Raw genomic sequence first — 19,241 nt, 5'->3', positions numbered from 1 at the left:
TGCGCGACACCCCGCTCACCGGGGCCGAATAGCCTCCTATGTCGTGCACTTGGCAGAAACACCTCAGGTGACACCCGGTCGGCGGACACAGTCGGCGGTGTCCGCCCCGGAACCTCCCGCGCAGTGGCATCGCATCCTCACCCTGCTCGCCGACATCAGTCTCTTCATCGGTGTCCGCCCGGTGTGGACGCAGGCCGCCAGCCACCGGCTCGTCGTGGCGGCGGCCGTGTCCCTCTGCTACGTCTCGATCCTGGTGTGCGGGGTGCTGGCCCTGGTGGTGCGCAGGGCGCGGTCGCTGGCCCGGATCGACCTCGCCGTCCTGGTGACGGCGGTCCTGCTGACGCTGGCCGCGTGGTCCGTGTTCCACAACGGCGGCGACGAGGCGGTCCTCACCACCCAGGCCGCCAAGGAACTGGTCGCCGGGCACCCGGTCTACGGACAGCCCTGGCCGTGGCTCTTCCACTCCGGTGGCGTCGCGCTGACCCCGACCGTGGCCGGCGGCTACGACTACACCTACGGATATCCGCCGCTGGAAACGCTGTTGACGGCTCCCCTGCTGTGGATCGGGCACGGCGGCGCCCCCGCGACGGCCGTCGCCACCGGTGCGCTCGTCGCGGGCGCGATCCTGATGTGGCGGCTGCTGCCCACCCAGTGGCGCTCGGCGGCCACCATCGCGTGCCTGGGCCTGGGCCTGCTGCCGACCTACGGCCGGCAGGGCTATCCCGCCGTCCTGGCCATGGCGTTGCTGGTGCCGGTGGTGGTCCGCTGGCCCCGGATCGGCAGGGGCGGCCGGCTCGGGCGCGCCGGGATCGCCCAGGCCGCGTGCCTGGGGGCGGCCTGCGCGGCGCAGCAACTCCCCTGGTTCCTCACGCCGTTCCTGCTCGCCGGGATCTACGCCGTGCGGCGCGGTGAACTCGGGGCCAGGCAGGCGGGGTTGGTGCTGCTGCGGATCATCGGGGTCGCGCTCACCGTATGGCTGCTGATCAACACGTACTTCATCGTGCACGAGCCGGGCACCTGGATCGCGGGCATCGCGCTGCCGCTGACCCAGGGCGCGGTGGTGCACGGCCAGGGCCTGGTGGACATCTCGCTGTACTTCACGAACGGCAGCGACCGGCTCGACTGGTACTCGCACGCGAGCATGCTGCTGGCGGCGGGGCTGCTCGCCGTGTTCGTGCTGTTCGTACGGCGGCTCGGGCCGGCCGCGACCGTCCTGCCCTGGTGCGCCTTCTATCTGGCGACCCGTTCGCAGGACGGCTACTACCTGATGATGACCCCGCTGTGGCTGGCGGCGGCGGTCACCACACCGCTCTCCGAGTTCCGGGACGCGTGGCAGCCGCGCCCCCGGGCGCTGTCCGGCCCGAACCGGCGCCGGGCCAGGGTCGCGGCGGCCGTACTGCTGCTCACGCCCGCACTGGCGAGCGCCGCCGTGGCGGCGACGGGCGCGCCGCCGATGAGCATGAAGCTCGCCGGGGTGCGGCGCGGCGCGGCACCGACCGTGGTGACCCGGCTGACCGTTCAGGTCACCAACTCGTCCGGCACAGCCCTCTCGCCGCACTACATGCTCACCACGGGTCAGGGCATGAGCAGGTTCTGGTCCCAGGTGAGCGGTCCGACGACGCTGCCCGCGCACAGCACCGAGCGCATCGAACTCCGGCCGTCCGGGGGGAAGTTCACCCTCCCCCACAAGAAGGTCCGGATCCGGGTGCGGGCGTTCACCGCGACCCCGCAGACGCTGTCCAGCTCGGACGTCCGGCTGCGGCCGACGGGTTGACGCTCCGTCAGGCGGCGGTACGCAGGAAACGCAGCGTGGTGGTCACGGTGGTCAGGCCGCGCAGCATGCCCAGCTGGTTCCAGCCCAGGCCGAACTGGTCGCGGTCCACGGTGAATTCGGCGTCCAGGGTGAGCGCCTCGGCGCTCGCGTCCTTGAGCCGGGCGGTGAAGGTCTGCGGGCGGCTGATGCCGTGGACGGTCAGCTGACCGACGACGTGCACGGTGTCACCGGTCAGCTCGGCGCTGCGCACCGCGAAGGTGATCTCCGGGAACTTCTCGACGTCGAACAGGTCGGCGGAGCGCAGATGCTTGTCGCGCTTGGCGTTCTTGGTGTCCAGGGAGGCGGCGGCCAGGGTCAGCGTGCCGATCGCGGACCCGTCGGGCCGGACCTCGCCCTGACCGGTGACGGTGCCGAAGGTGCCCTTCACATTGACCAGGCCCCACATCGTCCTGTGGCTGATGCCCACGGTGGAGGCGGCCTGGTCGAGCTGCCACACCCCGGTTTCGACGACGACGGTCATGATCTCTCCCGCTGGTTCCAGTAGTCCAAATTTGAATGAGCCTCACGCTAGCCCATTATCCAAAACTGGACAACCATCTCCTCCAAATTTGAACAGCAGGTAGACTCGGAATCATGGCCGACTCTGTTGAGCACCCTGCCGACCAGCCCGGATGCCCCTCCTCGCAGGACGGCGGACTGCTCCCGCCCGAGCTGCGGGCCTGGATGCTGCTGCTGGCGGCGACCGGTGCGGTGGAGCAGGAGCTGCGCTCGGTCGTGAAGGGGAGCCTCGACGTCTCGCACGACGAGTTCCTGGTGCTGTGCCTGCTCGCCGAGCAGCCCGAGGGGCTGCGCATGACCCGGATCGCCGAGCTGCTCGGCCGCCCGAAGACCCGGCTGACGTATCAGATCGCCTGCCTCCAGCACGCGGGCCTGGTCACCCGCAAGTCGGTCTGCGGGGACAAGCGCGGGGTCGAGGTGGCCCTCACGGAGAAGGCGCGCGAGCTGCTGAAGGAGGCGTCCGGGACGCTCTCCGAGACGGTCAAGCGGGCCCTCGGCCGGTTCGTCGGACCGGCCCAGCACGACGCCATGCGCGCCCTGTTGCCCGATCTCACCGCCAACTGACGCGGCTCAGCTGGACTCCCGCACCACCAGCCGGCACGGCACCGTGTGCAGCCCCGGCGCGAGGTCGGCGTCGATCGCCTCCAGGAGCCGCAGGGCCGCGATCCGGCCGATCTCGGCGAGGCTCATGTCGATCGTGGTGAGGGGCGGGCGGCTGGCCAGGGCCATGGTGTCCCAGTTGTCGTAGCCGACCACGGCGATGTCGGCGGGGACGCCCACCCCGCGTTCGCGCAGCGCGTCCGTCACCCCGCGCGCGATCTGGTCGTTGCCGCAGAAGAACGCGTCCGTGCCGGGCGCCGTGCGCAGCACCGCGTCGACGGCGCGGCGGCCCCAGGCCTCGCTCCACTCGCCGAAGTGGACGCGCCCGGTGGCGAGTTCGAGCCCGGCGCCCTTCAGATGGTCGCCCGCGAACCGGGCCCGGTCACGGGCGGCGGCATGGTGGGCCGGGCCGGTGACGTGCGCGATCCGGGTGCGGCCGGTGGCCAGCAGGTGCTCCACGGCGAGGCGTGCGCCGCCCTCGTCGTCGGAGACCACGGAGGTGTCGTCCGGGGCGGTGGACGGGGACAGCGCGTAGACCACCGGGACCTCGTCGACGCCGGTCAGCGGCGGGCGCGGGTCGGTGCGGCGGCCGGTGACGATGATGCCGTCGACGCGGCGGTCCATGAGGTTGCGCAGATGGTGCTGTTCACGGATCGCGTCGCCCCGGGTGTCGCACAGCAGCACGGAGATCTTGCCGGCCCCGAGCGCGTCCTCGGCACCCAGCAGCACCGGCGTGCTGAACCGCCCGATGCCGTCCGTGGTCATCAGCCCGACCGTCCAACTCCGGCCGGTGTGCAGGCTCTGCGCGTACTGGTTGGGCCGGAAGCCGAGGGCCTCCACCGCGTCCAGCACCCGCTGCCGGGTCTCGGGCCGCATCCGCCCGCCGCCGTTCAACGCCTTCGACGCGGTGCCCACGCTGACGCCCGCGAGCGCGGCGACATCGGTGAGTCTGGCCCGGCCCGCAGAGGGCGTACGGGAAGCAGAGGTCACGGGCGGTCCTTTCCCTCCTCGCCGACGACGCGTCGGCGCCGACGGCCTCATCGGCGACAGTAGCAGCCTTGGCCCGGCGTGAAAAAAGGTGGTCGCGCTACTTGACCGGGATCCGTCGTCTCCCCTCTACTTTCCGGCAGAAAAACGATTGCTCAAACGAGTTCCAGAGATGAACCGGAGAGCCATGCCCCGCATCCCTTCCGCCCCCTCCCCCGCCGGCCCGGTCCGGCTCGGCCCGGCAGCCCGCGCGGCACTGCGCCCCGCCACCGCCGCCGTCGACGCGGGCTTCTGGCACAGCCGCCGCGAGGTCAACGCACGGGTGTCACTGCCCCAGGGCCCCGGCCGGCTGGAGTCCGCGGGCAATCTGCACAACCTGCGGCTGGCGGCCGGCACGGCCGAGGGCGGGTTCCGGGGCGCGTACCCGTTCGTCGACACCGACGTCTACAAGTGGCTGGAGGCCGCCTCCTGGCAGCTCGCCCAACAGCCGGACGGGGAACTGGAGTCGGAGGTCGACCGGATCATCGCCCTGGTCGCCGCCGCCCAGCGGCCGGACGGCTACCTCAACACCTGGTTCCAGGTGCGGGAGGGCGGCGCGCGCTACCAGGACCTGCGCTGGGGCCACGAGTTGTACTGCGCGGGCCATCTGATCCAGGCGGGGGTGGCCCACCACCGGGCCACCGGCCGGCCCGAACTCCTCACCTTGGCCCGCAGGTTCGCCGCTCACCTCGGCGAGGTCTTCGGACCTCCCGGCAGCGGCAGGCCGATCGACGGCATCGACGGCCATCCCGAGGTGGAGACCGCGCTGGTCGAGCTGTACCGGGAGACCGGCGACCGCGAACACCTCGACCTGGCGGGCTACTTCGTCGACCGGCACGGCCACGGGCTCCTCGGCGGCGAGGCCTACTGCCAGGACCGCGTCCCGGTGCGCGAGGCGACCGACGTGGAGGGGCACGCCGTACGGCAGTTGTATCTGCTGGCCGCGGTCGCCGACCTCGCCACCGAGACGGACGATCCCGAACTCCGGTCCGCCGCCGAACGGTTGTGGCACGCGATGACCACGGCCAAGACCCATCTCACCGGCGGCCTCGGCGCCCACCACGGCAAGGAGGACTTCGGCGACCCGTACGAACTCCCCAACGAGCGCGCCTACTGCGAGACCTGCGCCGCCATCGCCTCAGTCCAGTGGAGCTGGCGCATGGCCCTGCTCACCGGCGAGGCCCGCTACTCGGACCTGATCGAACGCACCCTCTACAACGCCTTCCTGGCCGGAGTCTCGTTGGACGGCGAGCGCTGGCTGTACGTCAACCCGCTCCAGGTCCGCGACGGCCACACCGACCCCGGCGGCGACCAGTCGGCCCGCCGCACCCGCTGGTTCCGCTGCGCCTGCTGCCCGCCGAACGTGATGCGGCTGCTGGCCTCCCTGGAGCACTATCTGTCGTCCGGTGACGAACAGGACCTGCAGATCCACCAGTTCGTCACCGGCCGCTACTCCTACGGCGCGATGTCCGTGCGCGCCGAGACCGACTACCCCTGGCACGGCAGGATCGCCCTCACCGTCGAGGACACCCCCGACCGGCCATGGACCCTCTCCCTGCGCGTCCCGCAGTGGTGCCGCGAATTCCGGGTGCGCGCAGAGGAGTTGACGTACGACCAGACGGACGCGCCCGTTGAGAACGGCTGGCTGCGTCTCGAACGGGCCTGGGCGCCCGGCGACTCGGTGGTCCTGGAGCTGATGCTCGAACCCCGGCTCACCGGCGCCGACCCGCGGGTGGACGCCGTGCGCGGCTGCGCGGCGATCGAGCGCGGGCCGCTCGTGTACTGCCTGGAGCAAGTGGACGTCCCCGGCGGCGGCCTGGACGACATCGTCCTCGACCCCACGCGCCCGCTCGCCGTGAAACACCGCCCGGATCTGCTCGGCGGGGTCACCACCGTCGTCGCGGCCGGGCACCGCAGGCGCCTCGCGGAGGACGGGAGTTGGTGGCCGTACCGGGCCGCCGGACCCGACGCCGCACCGGCCGGCGACCTGGTCGAACTCACCGCGATCCCCTACTACGCGTGGGCCAACCGGCAGGACGGCAGCATGCGCGTCTGGCTGCCGACCTCCTGAACTCCCCTGTCCTTCAGCCTGGTTCACCCTGACAACGAGGTCACTCCCGTGCGAAATACCCGCCGAACCCGTAGCACCCTCCTCACCGCTCTCGCCGTGACCGGCGCGCTCGTCTCGATCGCCGCGTGCGGCTCCGGCTCCTCCTCGTCCTCCTCCGGCGACTCCAAGACGTACGCCTTCTGGGACCCGTACCCGCAGTTCGACGCCTCCTCCGACTGGGGCAAGCGGGTCGCGCAGTGCGGCACGCAGGCCGGGGTGAAGGTCAAGCGGACCGCCTACGACACGACGGACCTGGGCAACAAGGCGCTGCTCGCCGCCCAGCAGGGCAACGCGCCGGACGTGATGCTGGTGGACAACCCGGTCGTCTCCACACTGGTGGAGGCGGGCATCCTCAACAAGACGAGCGACCTCGGGCTCGACACGTCGTCGATCCAGAAGAACATCATCGGCGCGGGCACGCTGGACGGCTCCGCGTACGGGATACCCGTCGGCGCCAACACCCTTGCCCTCTACTACAACAAGAAGATCCTGGCCGACGCGCACGTCGACCCGGCCTCCGTGAAGGACTGGGCCTCGCTGACGGCCGCCCTGAAGAAGGTCAAGGCGGCGGGCAAGAAGGGCATCACGTTCTCCGCGATCAACACGGAGGAGGGCAGTTTCCAGTTCCTGCCCTGGTTCTGGGGTGCGGGTGGCGACCTGACCAAGCTGAACTCCCCCGAGGGAACAGCCGCGTTGACGCTGTGGAAGCAGTGGGTCGACTCGGGTTACGCGCCCAAGGACGTCCTCAACAACACCCAGACCACGAGCTGGCAGGAGTTCGCGACCGGGGACTACGCGTTCAGCGAGAACGGGACGTGGCAGCTCGGCAACGCGGACAAGGCCGGGTTCGGGTACGGGATCGTCAACATCCCCGCGCGCAACGGGGGTTCGGCTCCGGTGCCGACCGGGGGCGAGTTCGTGACGGTGCCGGTGCAGAAGGACACGGCCCGGTATGACGTGAGCAAGAAGATCGTGACGTGTCTGACCAGTCCGACGAGCTTGCTGGCGACCGACACGACGTTGACGTATGTGGCGCCGACCGCCGCGGTGCAGGCGCAACAGGTCGCCAAGAACCCCGAATTGAAGCCGTGGGTGAGCGCGGTCGCCGCCGCGCGGGGGCGGACCAGTGGGGGGCTGGGGACGAAGTACCCGACGATCTCCCAGCCGTTGTGGACGGCGGTGCAGTCGGCGTTGTCCGGGGGGAAGAGTCCGCAGGCCGCGCTGGATGTGGCGCAGTCGGCCGCCGGCAAGGGTTGAGGGGTCGTGGTCGGTCTGCGGCTCGGCGGGGGCTGGTCGCGCAGTTCCCCGCGCCCCTTCGGGGCGCGACAATTGGCCTCTCTCGCGTTTGTCGCCCCGCTGCTCGTCTACCTCGCCGCCTTCTACGCCTATCCCCTCTACCGCAACCTCGACCTGAGCCTGCGTGACTACACCGTGCGGTCGTTCGTGCAGGGTGATGCGCCGTACTCCGGGTGGCGGAACTTCTCGGCCGTGCTGCACGATCCGACGTTCGGGCCGGCGATGCGGCACACGATGGTGTTCACCTTCGTGTCGATCGTCTACCAGTACGTCATCGGCCTGGCGCTCGCCGTCTTCTTCAACCGGCACTCCCGACTGGCCTCCACCTTGCGGGCGTTGTTCCTGATCCCGTGGTTGCTGCCGTTGATCGTGTCGGCGTCGACCTGGTCGTGGATGTTCAACAGCGAGTCGGGCGTGGTGAACTACGGGCTTCATCTGGTCGGTGTGGACCCGGTCGGGTGGCTCACCTCGCCGGACTGGGCGCTGACCTCGGTGATCGTCGCGAACATCTGGATCGGGATCCCGTTCAACCTGGTGATCCTGTACAGCGGGCTGCAGAACATTCCGGCGGAGTTGTACGAGGCGGCCTCCCTGGACGGGGCGGGCGCCTGGCAGCAGTTCCGCCGGATCACCTTCCCGCTGCTGCGGCCGGTGTCCGCGATCACCCTGCTGCTCGGGCTGGTCTACACGCTCAAGGTGTTCGACCTGATCTGGATCATGACGAAGGGCGGGCCCGGCGACTCCTCGTCGACGCTGGCGACCTGGTCGTACCAGCTCGGATTCGGCACGCTGCTGCCGAAGTTCGGGCCCGGGGCGGCCGTCGGCAACATCCTCATCCTCATCGCGCTCGTCTTCGGGCTGCTGTACATCCGCATCCAGAGGAGGCAGGAGACATGACCCCGGGAGGCGTGAAGTCCCGTACGGGAAAACGGCGTTACACCACCATCGGGCTGCTGCTCACCGCGCTGATGCTGTTCCCGGTGTACTGGATGCTGAACGTGTCCCTCACCCCGCAGCAGGACATGCGCAAGTCCCCGCCCGACCTGTTCCCGCTGCACCCCACGTTCGAGGGCTACCGGGCGGTCCTCGACGACCAACTCCCCTACCTGGGCACCAGCTTGCTGATCGGGATCGGCACGGTCGCCCTGACGCTCGTGATCGCCGCCCCGGCCGGCTACTCGCTGGCGAAGCTGCGACCGCGCACGGGCGGCACTCTCAGCCTGGCCCTGCTGATCGCCCAGATGATCCCGGGCATCGTCATGGCGATGGGCTTCTACGGCATCTTCCTCGACCTCGGCCTGCTCAACTCCTGGTGGGGGCTGATCATCGCGGACTCCACCATCGCCGTGCCCTTCGGCGTCATGATCTTCACCGCGTTCATGTCGGGCATCCCCGGCGAACTGATCTCGGCCGCCCTGATCGACGGCGCCGGTACCTGGCGCACCTTCCGGTCGGTCGTCCTCCCGCTGAGCCGCAACGCGATCGTCACGGTCTCGCTGTTCGGCTTCCTGTGGGCCTGGTCCGACTTCGTCTTCGCCAACACCCTCGACGGCGGAGGTACTTGGCGGCCGATCACCCTCGGCATCTACAAGTACATCGGCAACAACAACCAGGAGTGGAACGCGATCATGGCCACCGCCGTCGTCGCGTCGATCCCGGCAGCCGTCCTCCTGGTCCTCGCCCAGCGCTACGTGGCCGCGGGCGTGACCGCGGGCGCGGTGAAGGACTGACAACCCCGAACTCCCCTGGCACAGCCATCTTCCTGAGGAGATCCATGTCATGAGCCGCACATCCCTCAGAGCCGTCCTCGGAGCCGCGACCCTCACGGCCGTCGCCGCCCTCGGTACCGCGGCCCCCGCGCAGGCCGCCCCCACCGCCGCGACCACCCTGGTCGTCAACGCGGCCTCCACCCTGCGGTCGGTCACCCATGTGGCGACCGGCAGCCTCTACGGCCTGGCCGACGCGAGCACCCCCGCCGACAGCCTGGTCACCCCGCTCAAGCCGAACACCTTCGTCCAGATGGCCCCGGGCGGCGCCCAGTTGCCCAACGGTGAGCCGAAGCCCGCCGGTGACGCGCTCGTCGTGGCGTCCAAGGCGGCGCGGGCCGGTGCCGAGGTGGTGGTGCGGATGCCCGACTGGTATCCGAACTTCCCGTACAAGTGGGTGAGTTGGAGCGACTGGCTGTCCGCCGTGGACAAGCAGGTCGCGTCCGTGAAGTCCTCCGGCGCCACCAATGTCGGCGCGTACGAGCTGTGGAACGAGCCCGACTGGACCTGGGACACCTCGGCGGCCGGCGCCTTCGACGCCGGCTGGGCCACGACCTACCGGGAGGTCCGCGGGAAGGATGCCAACACGCCGATCCAGGGGCCGAGTTACTCGGCGTGGAACCAGAGCTGGATGAGCACGTTCCTCACCGACGCCAAGGCCAGCGGCACACTCCCCGACATCGTCAGCTGGCACGAGCTGCAGGGTTCGCAGAACATCGCCGCGCACGTCGCCGCGTACCGCTCCCTCGAATCGAGCCTGGGCATCAGCCCGCGCCCGATCTCGATCGAGGAGTACGGCACGACGAGCGAGGTCGGTGTCCCCGGCCAACTGGTCGGCTATGTCGCCAAGTTCGAGCGGGCCGGCATCCATGACGCCGAGCTCGCCTTCTGGAACCACTACGGCACCCTCGGCGACACCCTGACCGACACGGGCGGTTCGCCCAACGGGTCGTACTGGCTCTACAAGTGGTACGGCGACATGTCCGGGACCATGCTCACCACCACTCCCCCGGCCCAGACGGGCATCGACGGCGCCGCCGCGCTGACCGGCGACGGCAAGCAGATCAGCGTGATCTTCGGGGGCGGGGTCGGCTCGGCTGCCGTACAGGTGAATGGACTTGGGTCACTGTCCGCCTTCGGCAGCACCGTGCACGTCAAGCTGGAGTACACGCCGTCGAAGGGGCGGACCACGGCCGTGGCGGCGCCGATCACCGTCTCGGACGCCACCTACACCGTGTCGAACGGCTCGATCACCGTGCCCGTCGCGATGAACGCCTCCGACGGCTATCACCTGGTCGTCACGCCCACCGGGACCTCGACCTCGCTGGCGGGGACGTACCAGATCAAGAACAAGAACAGCGGACTGGCGCTGGACACGCAGGGGGCGGCGACCGCACAGGGGACTGCGGTCGTTCAGGCCACGTCGAGCACCGGCAGCAGTCAGTCCTGGACGCTGACGGCCGCCGGGTCCGGGCTCTACAAGATCAGCAACAAGGCGAGCGGACTACTGCTCGGCATCACCAACGCGAGTACGGCGGACGGCGGCACCGCCCTGATCTGGGGCGACAACGGCACCGCCGACCACCTCTGGCAGCTGATCCCGGCCGGGGACGGCACGTACAAGATCGCCAACTACAACAGCGGTCTGCTGCTCGGCGTGACCAGCATGAGCACCTCCTCCGGTGCGCAGGTCCTGCAGTGGGACGACAACGGAACGGCCGACCATCTGTGGAGCCTGACCGCCCGCTAGGGGATCCCGGCCGGAGAGCGGGCAGGCCACCCTCGTCGGCCAGCAGGTCGACGAGGGTGGCCCGGGCCACCCTCGAACGGACCGTGACCACCGGGCAGTTGTTCAGCTCCGCCATCTCCGCGTAGGGCAGGCCGAGGAGTGTCGATTACCGCGCGGCGGGCAGGGCAGGAGTGATCGCCTGAGGTCCTTCTCGGTCACCGTGAAAGGGGATCGCGTGGACGAGAAGGGGAAGCCGCGGCGCCCGCTCGGAACGGGGGCGGCGCGGGCGGAGCCGATGGTGGCCGCCGCTGACCCGTCCTACTCCTCGATGACCAGGCCCTTCGCCGCCAGTACCGGGGCGAGGCCGCACATCTCGATCACCGTCTTGCCCGCGCGGTACGCGGCGATGAAACCCGCCTCGGCGTCGACCCGTTCCTGTGAGGCGGCGGCCGCCTCGGCGGCGTCCTCGCGGCGGACGACGACCACGCCGTCGGCGTCGGCGCGCATGATGTCGCCGGGGCTGACGAGTACGCCGCCGATGGTGACCGGCTCGCACATGGGGCCGACGGTCTCCTTGACCGTGCCCTTGATGGAGACGCTGCGGGAGAAGACCGGGAAGCCCAGGGCGCGCAGGTCCTCGGTGTCGCGGACGCCGGTGTCGGTGATCAGACCGGCGAGGCCCTTGGACTGGCAGGCGTTGGCGAGGACGTCGCCGAAGGAGCCCGCCTCCTCGTAGTTGCCGGCGGACACGACCACGACGTCGCCCGGGCGGGCGTAGGCGATGGCGGTCTGGAGCATGAGGTTGTCGCGCGGGGCGCACTGGACGGTGAAGGCGGGGCCGCACAGGGACATGGTGTGGTCGACCGGCTTGATGGCCGAGTCCAGTGCCCCGAGGCGGCCCTGTGCCTCGTGGATCGTGGCAGAGGAGAAGGCGCTCAACTGCTTGACCAGGGCGTCGTCCGGCCGGTCGAACTTCGTACTGACGCGGATCATGATGACCTTTCAGACAGTGGGGGCGTCGGTCAGTGCGGCGCAGGCCGCCGCGATGCGTTCGCAGGCCTCGGTGAGGACGTCCGTCGACGTGGCGAAGGAGATGCGGAAGTAGCCGGGCGCTCCGTACGCGGCTCCGTGGATCACCGCCACCTGCCGGCTGTCGAGGAGGTACAGGGCGAAGTCCTCGTCGTTCTCGATCCGGGTGCCGGCGGGTGTGAACTGCCCTATCGCGGCCCGGCAGTTGACCAAGAGGTAGAAGCCGCCGTCCGGGACCGTGCAGCTGAGCCGAGGCACGTCGTTGACCAGCTTCACGGTCTCGTCGCGGCGCGCGCGGTAGACCCGCACGGTGTCCTGGACGAAGTCCTGCGGTCCGGTGAGCGCGGCGGCCGCGGCGGCCTGGCTCACCGAGGAGGGGCACGAAGAGGTCTGCGACTGGAGGGTGTTGATCGCGGTGACCAGGTCCGCCGGACCGACGCCGTAGCCGATGCGCCAGCCCGTCATCGCGTACGTCTTGGAGACGCCGTTGGTGAGGAACACCCGGTCGGCCAGACGGGGTTCGACGGCCGCGAGGGACGAGGCCTCCTGGTCGCCGTACCAGATCTCGTCGTAGATCTCGTCGGTGAGGACGCCGACCTGCGGGTGGGCCAGCAACACCTGGGCGAGGGCACGGAGTTCGCCGGTGGTGTAGGCGGATCCGGTGGGGTTTCCCGGGGTGTTGAGGACGACCCAGCGGGTGCGCTCGGTGATCGCCGCCGCGAGCCGTTCGGGCGTGAGCCTGAAGCCGTCCGACTCCGGGCAGTCGACGATGACCGGGGTGCCGTCGTTGGCGCGGACCATGTCCGGGTACGACACCCAGTACGGCGCGGGGACGATCACCTCGTCGCCCTCGTCCAGCGTGGCCATCAGGGCGAGGAAGATGACCTGCTTGGCACCCCCGCCGACGGTGATCCGACCGTCCGTGACCTCCAGGCCGTGGCGCTCGCGAAGCTTGCCGGCGATGGCCGCCCGGAGGGTCGAAGTGCCGTTCACGGGCGTGTACTTGGTCTCGCCCGCCTCGATGGCCCGGATCGCGGCGGCCTTGACGTGGTCGGGGGTGTCGAAGTCGGGCTCGCCCACGGTGAGGTCGAGGATGGTGAGGCCCTGGCTCTTCAGCTCGCGTACGCGCTGGGCCGCCGCCGTGCTGGGCGAGGGCTTGATACGGCGGAGCCGCTCGGCCGTCTTCATGTGATCAGCCCTCCCTGCGCTCGAAGTTGAGGCCGCCGGGCACCTGGAAGGTGGGCAGGATCTCGATGTGGCCGATGTTGACGTGCCGGGGCGAGTCGACGGCGAACTCGATGGCGTCGGCTATGTCCTCGGGCTTGAGGGACTCGTAGCCGTCGTAGTACTCGCGCTGGGCGGCCTCCATGTCGCCGAGCAGGCGGCCGAAGATCTCCGTCTCCACCCGGCCGGGGCAGATCTCGCTGACGCGCACCCGGCGGCCGTAGCCGTCGACGCGGAGCTGGCGGGAGAGGGTGTGCACGGCGGCCTTGGTGGCGTGGTAGATCGTGTTGCCGCCGAAGTTGTAGACACCGGCGATGGAGCTGATGTTGACGATGTGGCCGAGGTCGCGCTCGACCATGCCGGGCATCAGCAGGCGGACCAGGTGGAGGACGGCCTGGATGTTGACGGCGATCTGCTCGTCGACGGCGAACTCGTCGGCGGTGAGGATGTTGCCGGTGCGGGAGACGCCCGCGTTGTTGACGAGGACGTCGATCTCCAGGCCGTCGAGCACGGCGGTGAGCGCCTCGGTGTCGATGATGTCGACGGCGTGGGGGATGCAACCGGTCTCGTCGGCAAGGGTGTTGAGCCGGTCGGCGTTGCGGGCCACGGCGTGGACCTCCAGGCCGCGCTTGGCGAGCCGTTCGACGACCACGGCTCCGATGCCGGTCGACGCTCCGGTGACGAGGGCCGTCCTGTAGTCGGAGATGGGCATGCTGAGGTGCTCCTTGTTGTGCGGGGTGGGGGGTGCGCGGGCGTGCGGGTGCCTGGCTGCGCGGGACGGTCAGGCGTCGCGCAGGGGCAGGTGGGCGCGGTCCTTCACCTTGGACACGGCCAGGAGCGTGCCCAGGGCCGTGATCACGGCGTAGAAGGCCGGCATGTTGACGTTGCCCGTCTGCGCGATGAGGTAGGTCATCAGCAGGGGGGCCGTACCGCCGAAGAGGGCGGAGGAGACGTTGTAGCCGAGGCCGTAGGCGGAGTAGCGCACCCGGGTCGGGAAGAGCTCGACGAGCAGGATGTGGATGACACCTGTGTGGCCGGCGAACACCACCGCCATGATGCAGGCGCCGAGGACGGCGAGGGCCACGTTGCCGGTGCCGATCAGCAGGTAGCAGGGGATGCCGACAATCGCCATGGCGATGGCCGCTCCCACGAGGACCTTCTTGCGGCCTACGCGGTCGGAGAGGCGGCCCATGTAGGGGATGGCGAAACAGATCACGACCAGGCTGGAGGCGGTGACGAGGAGGCCCTGCACCTTGCTGAAGTGCAGCTCGGTGCTCATGAAGGTGGGCATGTAGCTGAACAGGACGTAGTAGCCGGAGCCGTTCATCAGGGGGATGAACAGGGCCAGCAGCATCGCGCGGCGGTGCTCGGCGGAGGCGAAGGCCTCCTTGAGCGGGTTCCTGGAGAGGCCGTCCTCTTCTTTCAGGCGCGTGAAGTTGGGCGTGTCGCTGATGCGCTTGCGGATGTAGATACCGGCGATGCCGAGCGGGACGGCGAGCAGGAACGGGATGCGCCAGCCCCAGGACTCCATGCGTGCGGAGCCGAGTCCGCTGGTCATGGCTGCGGCGATCAGCGTGCCGGTGAGCAGGGCGAGGAACGAGGCGATCTGCGCGTAGCTGGTGTAGAGGCCGCGCTTGCCCTCGGGGGCGTGCTCGGCGAGGAAGCTCATGGCGCCGGAGGCCTCGCCGCCGACGGAGAAGCCCTGGGCGACGCGGAGCAGGATCAGCAGGGCGGGTGCGGCGACGCCGATGCTGGCATAGGTGGGCAGTACGCCGATGGCCGCGGTGGCGGCGCTGATGAGGAGGATGACGAAGACCAGCATGCGCTGGCGTCCGATGCGGTCGCCGAGGTGACCGCAGATGACCGCGCCGAGGGGGCGGAAGAAGAAGGAGACGGCGTAGCCGAGGAAGACGAACTGGACGGCGGTCGCGTTGTCCGAGTTCGGGAAGAAGACGGCGGCGAGCGATCCGGCCATGAAGCCGAAGATGCCGTTGTCGTAGAGCTCGGCGAAGATTCCGACGCATCCCGCGAGGGTGACCTTGCGGGCGGTTCTGGGATCGACCGTGTTGGGGACTGGCTGAGCGGCCACGGTACTCATGGCGTCTCCTGTCTGGGCAGCAGGCGGGGGATGAGGGGTGTTGCGGCTCCGTGCGGGTGCTTCCAGCGGGTGAGCGGGGAGCGGATGGGTCTTGTGTGCGGGTGAGCTATGTGCGGGTGGGGACCGCGGGCGTTGGTTTCGGTTTGGTGTGGCGTGCGGGTCGGTGGGGGCTGGGCGCGCCCGCGCGGCGGAGCCGCATATGTCACGGCCCCGCGCCCCTTTGGAGCGGGCCGGTGTTGAAGAAGTACCGGCGGTCAAGCCCCCGCAGGTGAGCGAATACGCAGGGCCTCGAAGGCCGTTCGGACCCTGGATCTCAGGGCGTCTATCGCCTGGCGTTGGGCTCGGTGGGCGGTGACCGCCTGGTCGAGGGTGCGGTGGCGGAAGTGGATGGTCTGGCCGGGGCGGACCTGGCCGAGGGCGGACAGGCCGGTGGCGGTGACCACGGCGAGGACGGGGTAGCCGGCCGTGACACCACGACCGCGGTGGAGTACGAGGAGTTCGTCTCCCGCGGGTACTTCGACGGCGCCGATGGGGACGCCCCGGGAGAGGACCTCGCCCTGGGCGACGCGGCGGGGCACCTCGCCCTGGAGGCGCAGGCCGATGTGGTTGCTTCGCGGGGTGACCGTGAAGGGGGCGTCGAACAGGCGCCGGCCCGTGTCGCCGAACTCGGCCCGGTCGGGGCCGTCGGTGACGTCGATGGTCCAGCTGGCGGGGAACGGGGGAACGGGTGCGTTCAGGCGGAACAGGGGGATGCGGGAGAACGGGTGGTCGATGGGCGGGCAGGCCGTGCGCAGGGCGAGTTCGTCGCCGGCGTGGAGAGGCGGGCCGAAGCCCAGGATCGTGTCGGGGGCGCAACTGCCCTGGAGGTGGTCGGCCTCGAACGAGCCGAGTACGGCCAGGTAGACGCGGAGGCCGCGGTTGATGCCGGTGACACGGACGGTCTCGCCGGCCCGGACCGGGAGCGGTTCCCACTGGGGGCGTACGACTCCCGCGACGCTCACCTCGGCGGGGGCGCCCGTCACGGCGATGAGGATGTCGCCGGAGGGGACGCAGGCGAAGTCGAGGGCGGTGATCTCCAACAGCGGGGCGCGGTCGTCGTTGCCGCACAGGACGTTGGCGACGCGCGCCGAGTGCTGGTCGGCTGCTCCGTTGGTGGGCAGGCCGTAGCGGGAGCGGCCGACGCGGCCGAGGTCCTGCACGGTGACGATGCCGGCGGTGCGGACGGTGAGGGTGTCAGCCATGGCAGTCCGCCAGGCTCAACTCGGCGTATTCGTCCCACCGTTGGGGCTCGATCGGCACGAACCGGAACGTGTCGCCGGGCCGGTACGCGGTGATCGGGTCGCTGTGGAGGTCGAGGACGCGCACCGGGGTGCGGCCCAGGAGCGGCCAGCCGCCGGGCGAGGGCATCGGGCAGATGACCGCCTGCCGTCCGGCAACGGCGACCGATCCGGCGTCGACACGGGTGCGGGGCGAGGAGAGGCGGGGCACCGGCTTCGGGAAGGGCGGGCCGTCCGTCATCGGGGCGCCCGCGGGTGCGCCGAGGCAGCGGACGGTGAGGTCGGTTCCGGAGTGCAGGGCGACGGTCTCGCCCTCGGACAGGCCGAGTTGGGCGGCGACCTGGGGCAAATCCGGTCCGTACTCGCCGCCGTAGACGACGGGCACGACGAAGCGGCGCGGAGGCGCGGTGGGCGCGGGGTGCGGGCCGAGGCGGGCCGCCTCGTGGGCCAGGACGCGGCGGACGGTGGCGTGGTCGGTGGCGGCGCAGTCGAACTCGACGAGCAGAGCGTCGTAGGTCGGCACCACGTCGTGAACACCGGTGAGCCGTACGGCGTTCAGGGCGTCGGCGAGGGCGTGGACGAGCCGCCAGGCGGGTTCGGCGTCCAGGCCCACGGCCTTGGCGACGAGGGCGGAGTCGCCGCAGTCTGCGATGGTCACGTTGCCGGTCATCTCAACCGTCCTTGCCGGTCAGGACTTTGTCGAGCGAGGTGATCTCGACTCCCGCGGTGAGGAGTTGCTCGCGGATGCGGCCGGCCAGGGCGATGGCACCGGGGCTGTCGCCGTGCAACAGGACGGTGTCGCAGGCGACTTGGACGTCCGTGCCGTCGACGCTGCGGACGACTCCTTCGGTCACCATGCGCAGGGTGCGGCGGGCGACCTCGTCCGGGTCGTGGATCACCGCGCCGGGCTCGGAGCGGGGCACGAGGGTGCCGTCGGCGCGGTAGGCGCGGTCGGCGATGCCCACGATGCCGACCCGCAGGCCGCGGGCGCGGGCCGCGTCGGCCAGCTCGCCGTCCTGCGCGAGGACGATCAGCGACTCGTCCAGGGCGGCCACGGCGTCCACGACGGCGCGGGCGTAGTCGGCGCGTACGGCGACCAGGTTGCCGAGGCGGCCGTGCGGGGCGACGTGGTGCACCCGGGTGCCGTGGGCGACGGCGAAGGCATGGAGGGCGCCGATCTGGTAGAGCACGTCGGTGCGGACCTCGTCCGGGGTGAGGTCCATCGCGCGGCGGCCGAAGCCGACCAGGTCGGGGAAGCTGGGGTGGGCACCCACGGCGACCTGCTTCTCCACGCAGGTCCGCACGGTCGCGTCCATGATGCGGGGATCGCCGGCGTGGAATCCGCAGGCCACGTTGGCGGAGGTGAGCAACTCCAGAAGGGCCGCGTCGTCGCCCATCGTGTAGGCGCCGAATCCCTCGCCGAGATCGGCGACGAGATCAACCATGGGGGTCATGACGTCCTCCGGAGGGGGAATGCCGGGAAGGGGAATTCCAGAGAGGGAATTCGGGGAAGCGGATGCCGTCACGTCTTCGTGAGACCGGAAACCGTAGACGGGAACCGTGGGCGGGAAACCGTGGATCGGAAACCGTGGACGGGGAATGGCCCGGTGCGGATGCTCCGCTCGACTTGTTCCGCACAACTTATTCCGCCTGTCGCGTGATCGCCAATATCCGTTCGGTCTGGCGTTATCGCGAACCGCTATGACTCCCCTCGCACCCGCCACCCGCCGGGGCTGTGCTTCGGGGTGATCCCTCCCTACGATGAGGCTTCGTTCCACCCGGAAGGCCCCGCGCATGGACACCAGACGTCTCTACTCGTTCATCAAGATCATCGACGCGGGGAGCATCACGCGCGCGGCCGACATCCTGCACATCGCCCAGCCGGCGCTGAGCCAGCAACTGTCCGCCCTGGAGGCACAGTTCGGGCAGCAGCTGCTGATCCGCAGCAAGCGCGGGGTCGCCCCGACCGAGGCGGGCCGTGCCCTGTACCGGCACGCCCAGCTCATCCTGCGGCAGGTGGACCTCGCGCAGGCGGCCGTCGACGTCTCCGGCCGGGCCCCCGCGGGCAGCGTGTCGGTGGGCCTCGCGCCGTACAGCCTGGGCGCGGCCCTCGCGCTGCCGCTGCTCAAGAGCGTGCGCGAGCGCTACCCGGACATCCTGCTGCACATCAACGAGAACTTCGGCGGGGTGATCAGCGAGGCGATCATGACCGGCCGGATGGACATGGCGTTCATCTACGGCGCCGGGCCGCTGCGGGGTGTGCAGTTCGAGCCCGTCCGCACCGAGGACCTCTTCCTGATCGAGGCGCCCGGTGACGCGGCCCCGCAGGGGAAGGGCGAAGTGCGCCTGGAGGAGCTGGCGAGCCTGCCGCTGCTGCTGCCCAGCCGGATCCACACGATCCGGCAGGTGGTGGACGCGGCCTTCCAGCAGGCGTCGCTGCGGCTGAACGTGGTGGGCGAGGTGGAGTCGGCGCTGACCCTGGTCAACGCGGTGGACGCGGGCCTCGGGGCGACGGTCCTGCCGTGGTCGGCGGCGCGCGCCATTCTCGATGTCCGCGCCCTGTCCGTACGGCGGATCGTGGAACCGGTCATCCAGGTCAAACTGTCCGTGGTCACGTCGGACAATCAGCCGCTCTCGGAGCCGGCCCTGGCGGTGCACGATCTCTTCCTGGAACTGATCGCCGGCGACAAGAATAAGGACGCCGAATAGCGTCACACGAATCCGCTATTTGTTTCCGGTGGCCGCCGCGGCTAG

General features: G+C 70.3%; 17 protein-coding genes and 1 pseudogene. 8 read left to right on the top strand and 10 right to left on the bottom strand.

Features of this window, described 5'->3' with window-relative positions:
* Window positions 1-97: 97 nt before the first annotated feature.
* A complete protein-coding gene (locus tag ACWDEW_RS44080; RefSeq protein WP_450521269.1) occupies window positions 98-1,774 on the top strand; it encodes a hypothetical protein in 1,677 nt (558 codons plus the stop codon).
* A 7-nt stretch (window positions 1,775-1,781) separates the two neighbouring features.
* On the opposite strand, the gene ACWDEW_RS44075 is transcribed toward ACWDEW_RS44080, so the two are convergent.
* Window positions 1,782-2,294 carry a YceI family protein gene (locus ACWDEW_RS44075; RefSeq protein WP_450521267.1) on the bottom strand — a complete coding sequence of 171 codons (513 nt, stop codon included), beginning with the start codon at window positions 2,292-2,294 and terminating at the stop codon, window positions 1,782-1,784.
* Window positions 2,295-2,407: 113 nt separating this feature from the next.
* On the opposite strand from ACWDEW_RS44075, the gene ACWDEW_RS44070 reads away from it, so the two are divergent.
* Complete coding sequence (locus ACWDEW_RS44070; RefSeq protein ID WP_450521265.1) at window positions 2,408-2,896, top strand: MarR family winged helix-turn-helix transcriptional regulator; 489 nt, start codon at window positions 2,408-2,410, stop codon at window positions 2,894-2,896.
* Between the two features lie 6 nt (window positions 2,897-2,902).
* Here ACWDEW_RS44070 and ACWDEW_RS44065 read toward each other — a convergent pair whose 3' ends face one another.
* Window positions 2,903-3,922 (bottom strand): LacI family DNA-binding transcriptional regulator, encoded by a 1,020-nt coding sequence (locus tag ACWDEW_RS44065; RefSeq protein WP_450521263.1) that lies wholly within the window; start codon window positions 3,920-3,922, stop codon window positions 2,903-2,905.
* A 184-nt stretch (window positions 3,923-4,106) separates the two neighbouring features.
* On the opposite strand from ACWDEW_RS44065, the gene ACWDEW_RS44060 reads away from it, so the two are divergent.
* The 5 genes from ACWDEW_RS44060 (at window position 4,107) to ACWDEW_RS44040 (ending at window position 10,880) form a co-directional block, all read left to right on the top strand.
* Window positions 4,107-6,029 (top strand): glycoside hydrolase family 127 protein, encoded by a 1,923-nt coding sequence (locus ACWDEW_RS44060; protein ID WP_450521261.1) that lies wholly within the window; start codon window positions 4,107-4,109, stop codon window positions 6,027-6,029.
* A gap of 48 nt (window positions 6,030-6,077) precedes the next feature.
* A complete protein-coding gene (locus ACWDEW_RS44055; RefSeq protein WP_450521259.1) occupies window positions 6,078-7,325 on the top strand; it encodes a sugar ABC transporter substrate-binding protein in 1,248 nt (415 codons plus the stop codon).
* A 72-nt stretch (window positions 7,326-7,397) separates the two neighbouring features.
* Window positions 7,398-8,261 (top strand): carbohydrate ABC transporter permease, encoded by an 864-nt coding sequence (locus ACWDEW_RS44050; RefSeq protein ID WP_450521257.1) that lies wholly within the window; start codon window positions 7,398-7,400, stop codon window positions 8,259-8,261.
* Window positions 8,258-9,094, top strand: coding sequence for a carbohydrate ABC transporter permease (locus ACWDEW_RS44045; protein WP_450521255.1), 837 nt, complete (start codon window positions 8,258-8,260; stop codon window positions 9,092-9,094). Before ACWDEW_RS44050 ends, ACWDEW_RS44045 begins: the two co-directional genes overlap by 4 nt.
* A 49-nt stretch (window positions 9,095-9,143) precedes the next feature.
* Window positions 9,144-10,880, top strand: a complete 1,737-nt coding sequence (locus ACWDEW_RS44040; RefSeq protein ID WP_450521253.1) for an RICIN domain-containing protein — start codon at window positions 9,144-9,146, stop codon at window positions 10,878-10,880.
* Window positions 10,881-10,914: 34 nt separating this feature from the next.
* Here ACWDEW_RS44040 and ACWDEW_RS44035 read toward each other — a convergent pair.
* From ACWDEW_RS44035 to ACWDEW_RS44000, 8 genes and pseudogenes are all read right to left on the bottom strand, one after another.
* Window positions 10,915-11,019: pseudogene (locus ACWDEW_RS44035) on the bottom strand (sigma factor-like helix-turn-helix DNA-binding protein); the annotation flags it as partial.
* Between the two features lie 158 nt (window positions 11,020-11,177).
* Window positions 11,178-11,852: a 4-carboxy-4-hydroxy-2-oxoadipate aldolase/oxaloacetate decarboxylase gene (locus ACWDEW_RS44030; RefSeq protein WP_450521251.1), complete on the bottom strand. Its 675-nt coding sequence runs from the start codon at window positions 11,850-11,852 to the stop codon at window positions 11,178-11,180.
* A 9-nt stretch (window positions 11,853-11,861) separates the two neighbouring features.
* Window positions 11,862-13,076 carry an aspartate transaminase gene (locus ACWDEW_RS44025; protein WP_450521249.1) on the bottom strand — a complete coding sequence of 405 codons (1,215 nt, stop codon included), beginning with the start codon at window positions 13,074-13,076 and terminating at the stop codon, window positions 11,862-11,864.
* A gap of 4 nt (window positions 13,077-13,080) precedes the next feature.
* Window positions 13,081-13,824, bottom strand: a complete 744-nt coding sequence (locus ACWDEW_RS44020; protein WP_450521247.1) for an SDR family oxidoreductase — start codon at window positions 13,822-13,824, stop codon at window positions 13,081-13,083.
* Window positions 13,825-13,893: 69 nt separating this feature from the next.
* A complete protein-coding gene (locus ACWDEW_RS44015; protein WP_450521245.1) occupies window positions 13,894-15,210 on the bottom strand; it encodes an MFS transporter in 1,317 nt (438 codons plus the stop codon).
* Window positions 15,211-15,464: 254 nt separating this feature from the next.
* A complete protein-coding gene (locus tag ACWDEW_RS44010; protein WP_450521243.1) occupies window positions 15,465-16,451 on the bottom strand; it encodes a 5-oxoprolinase subunit C family protein in 987 nt (328 codons plus the stop codon).
* On the bottom strand, window positions 16,444-17,157 hold the full coding sequence (locus ACWDEW_RS44005; RefSeq protein WP_450521241.1) for a 5-oxoprolinase subunit B family protein: 714 nt from the start codon (window positions 17,155-17,157) through the stop codon (window positions 16,444-16,446). The genes ACWDEW_RS44010 and ACWDEW_RS44005 overlap by 8 nt, the downstream gene beginning before the upstream one ends.
* A 1-nt stretch (window position 17,158) precedes the next feature.
* Complete coding sequence (locus ACWDEW_RS44000; protein WP_450521239.1) at window positions 17,159-17,941, bottom strand: LamB/YcsF family protein; 783 nt, start codon at window positions 17,939-17,941, stop codon at window positions 17,159-17,161.
* Window positions 17,942-18,281: 340 nt separating this feature from the next.
* On the opposite strand from ACWDEW_RS44000, the gene nac reads away from it, so the two are divergent.
* Window positions 18,282-19,196, top strand: coding sequence for a nitrogen assimilation transcriptional regulator NAC (nac, locus tag ACWDEW_RS43995; RefSeq protein WP_450521237.1), 915 nt, complete (start codon window positions 18,282-18,284; stop codon window positions 19,194-19,196).
* The last annotated feature ends 45 nt before the right edge of the window (window positions 19,197-19,241 follow it).

Source organism: Streptomyces sp. NPDC001100 (assembly GCF_053598575.1).
Note: the sequence above shows the minus strand (reverse complement) of the source record. Positions and strands in the feature narration are given on the sequence as shown.

Coding starts and splice junctions, on each gene's coding strand:
- ACWDEW_RS44075 (WP_450521267.1), bottom strand. CDS start 2,294: ATGACCGTCGTCGTCGAAACCGGGGTGTGGCAGCTCGACCAGGCCGCC.
- ACWDEW_RS44070 (WP_450521265.1), top strand. CDS start 2,408: ATGGCCGACTCTGTTGAGCACCCTGCCGACCAGCCCGGATGCCCCTCC.
- ACWDEW_RS44060 (WP_450521261.1), top strand. CDS start 4,107: ATGCCCCGCATCCCTTCCGCCCCCTCCCCCGCCGGCCCGGTCCGGCTC.
- ACWDEW_RS44045 (WP_450521255.1), top strand. CDS start 8,258: ATGACCCCGGGAGGCGTGAAGTCCCGTACGGGAAAACGGCGTTACACC.
- ACWDEW_RS44040 (WP_450521253.1), top strand. CDS start 9,144: ATGAGCCGCACATCCCTCAGAGCCGTCCTCGGAGCCGCGACCCTCACG.
- ACWDEW_RS44030 (WP_450521251.1), bottom strand. CDS start 11,852: ATGATCCGCGTCAGTACGAAGTTCGACCGGCCGGACGACGCCCTGGTC.
- ACWDEW_RS44025 (WP_450521249.1), bottom strand. CDS start 13,076: ATGAAGACGGCCGAGCGGCTCCGCCGTATCAAGCCCTCGCCCAGCACG.
- ACWDEW_RS44020 (WP_450521247.1), bottom strand. CDS start 13,824: ATGCCCATCTCCGACTACAGGACGGCCCTCGTCACCGGAGCGTCGACC.
- ACWDEW_RS44015 (WP_450521245.1), bottom strand. CDS start 15,210: ATGAGTACCGTGGCCGCTCAGCCAGTCCCCAACACGGTCGATCCCAGA.
- ACWDEW_RS44010 (WP_450521243.1), bottom strand. CDS start 16,451: ATGGCTGACACCCTCACCGTCCGCACCGCCGGCATCGTCACCGTGCAG.
- ACWDEW_RS44005 (WP_450521241.1), bottom strand. CDS start 17,157: ATGACCGGCAACGTGACCATCGCAGACTGCGGCGACTCCGCCCTCGTC.
- ACWDEW_RS44000 (WP_450521239.1), bottom strand. CDS start 17,941: ATGACCCCCATGGTTGATCTCGTCGCCGATCTCGGCGAGGGATTCGGC.
- nac (WP_450521237.1), top strand. CDS start 18,282: ATGGACACCAGACGTCTCTACTCGTTCATCAAGATCATCGACGCGGGG.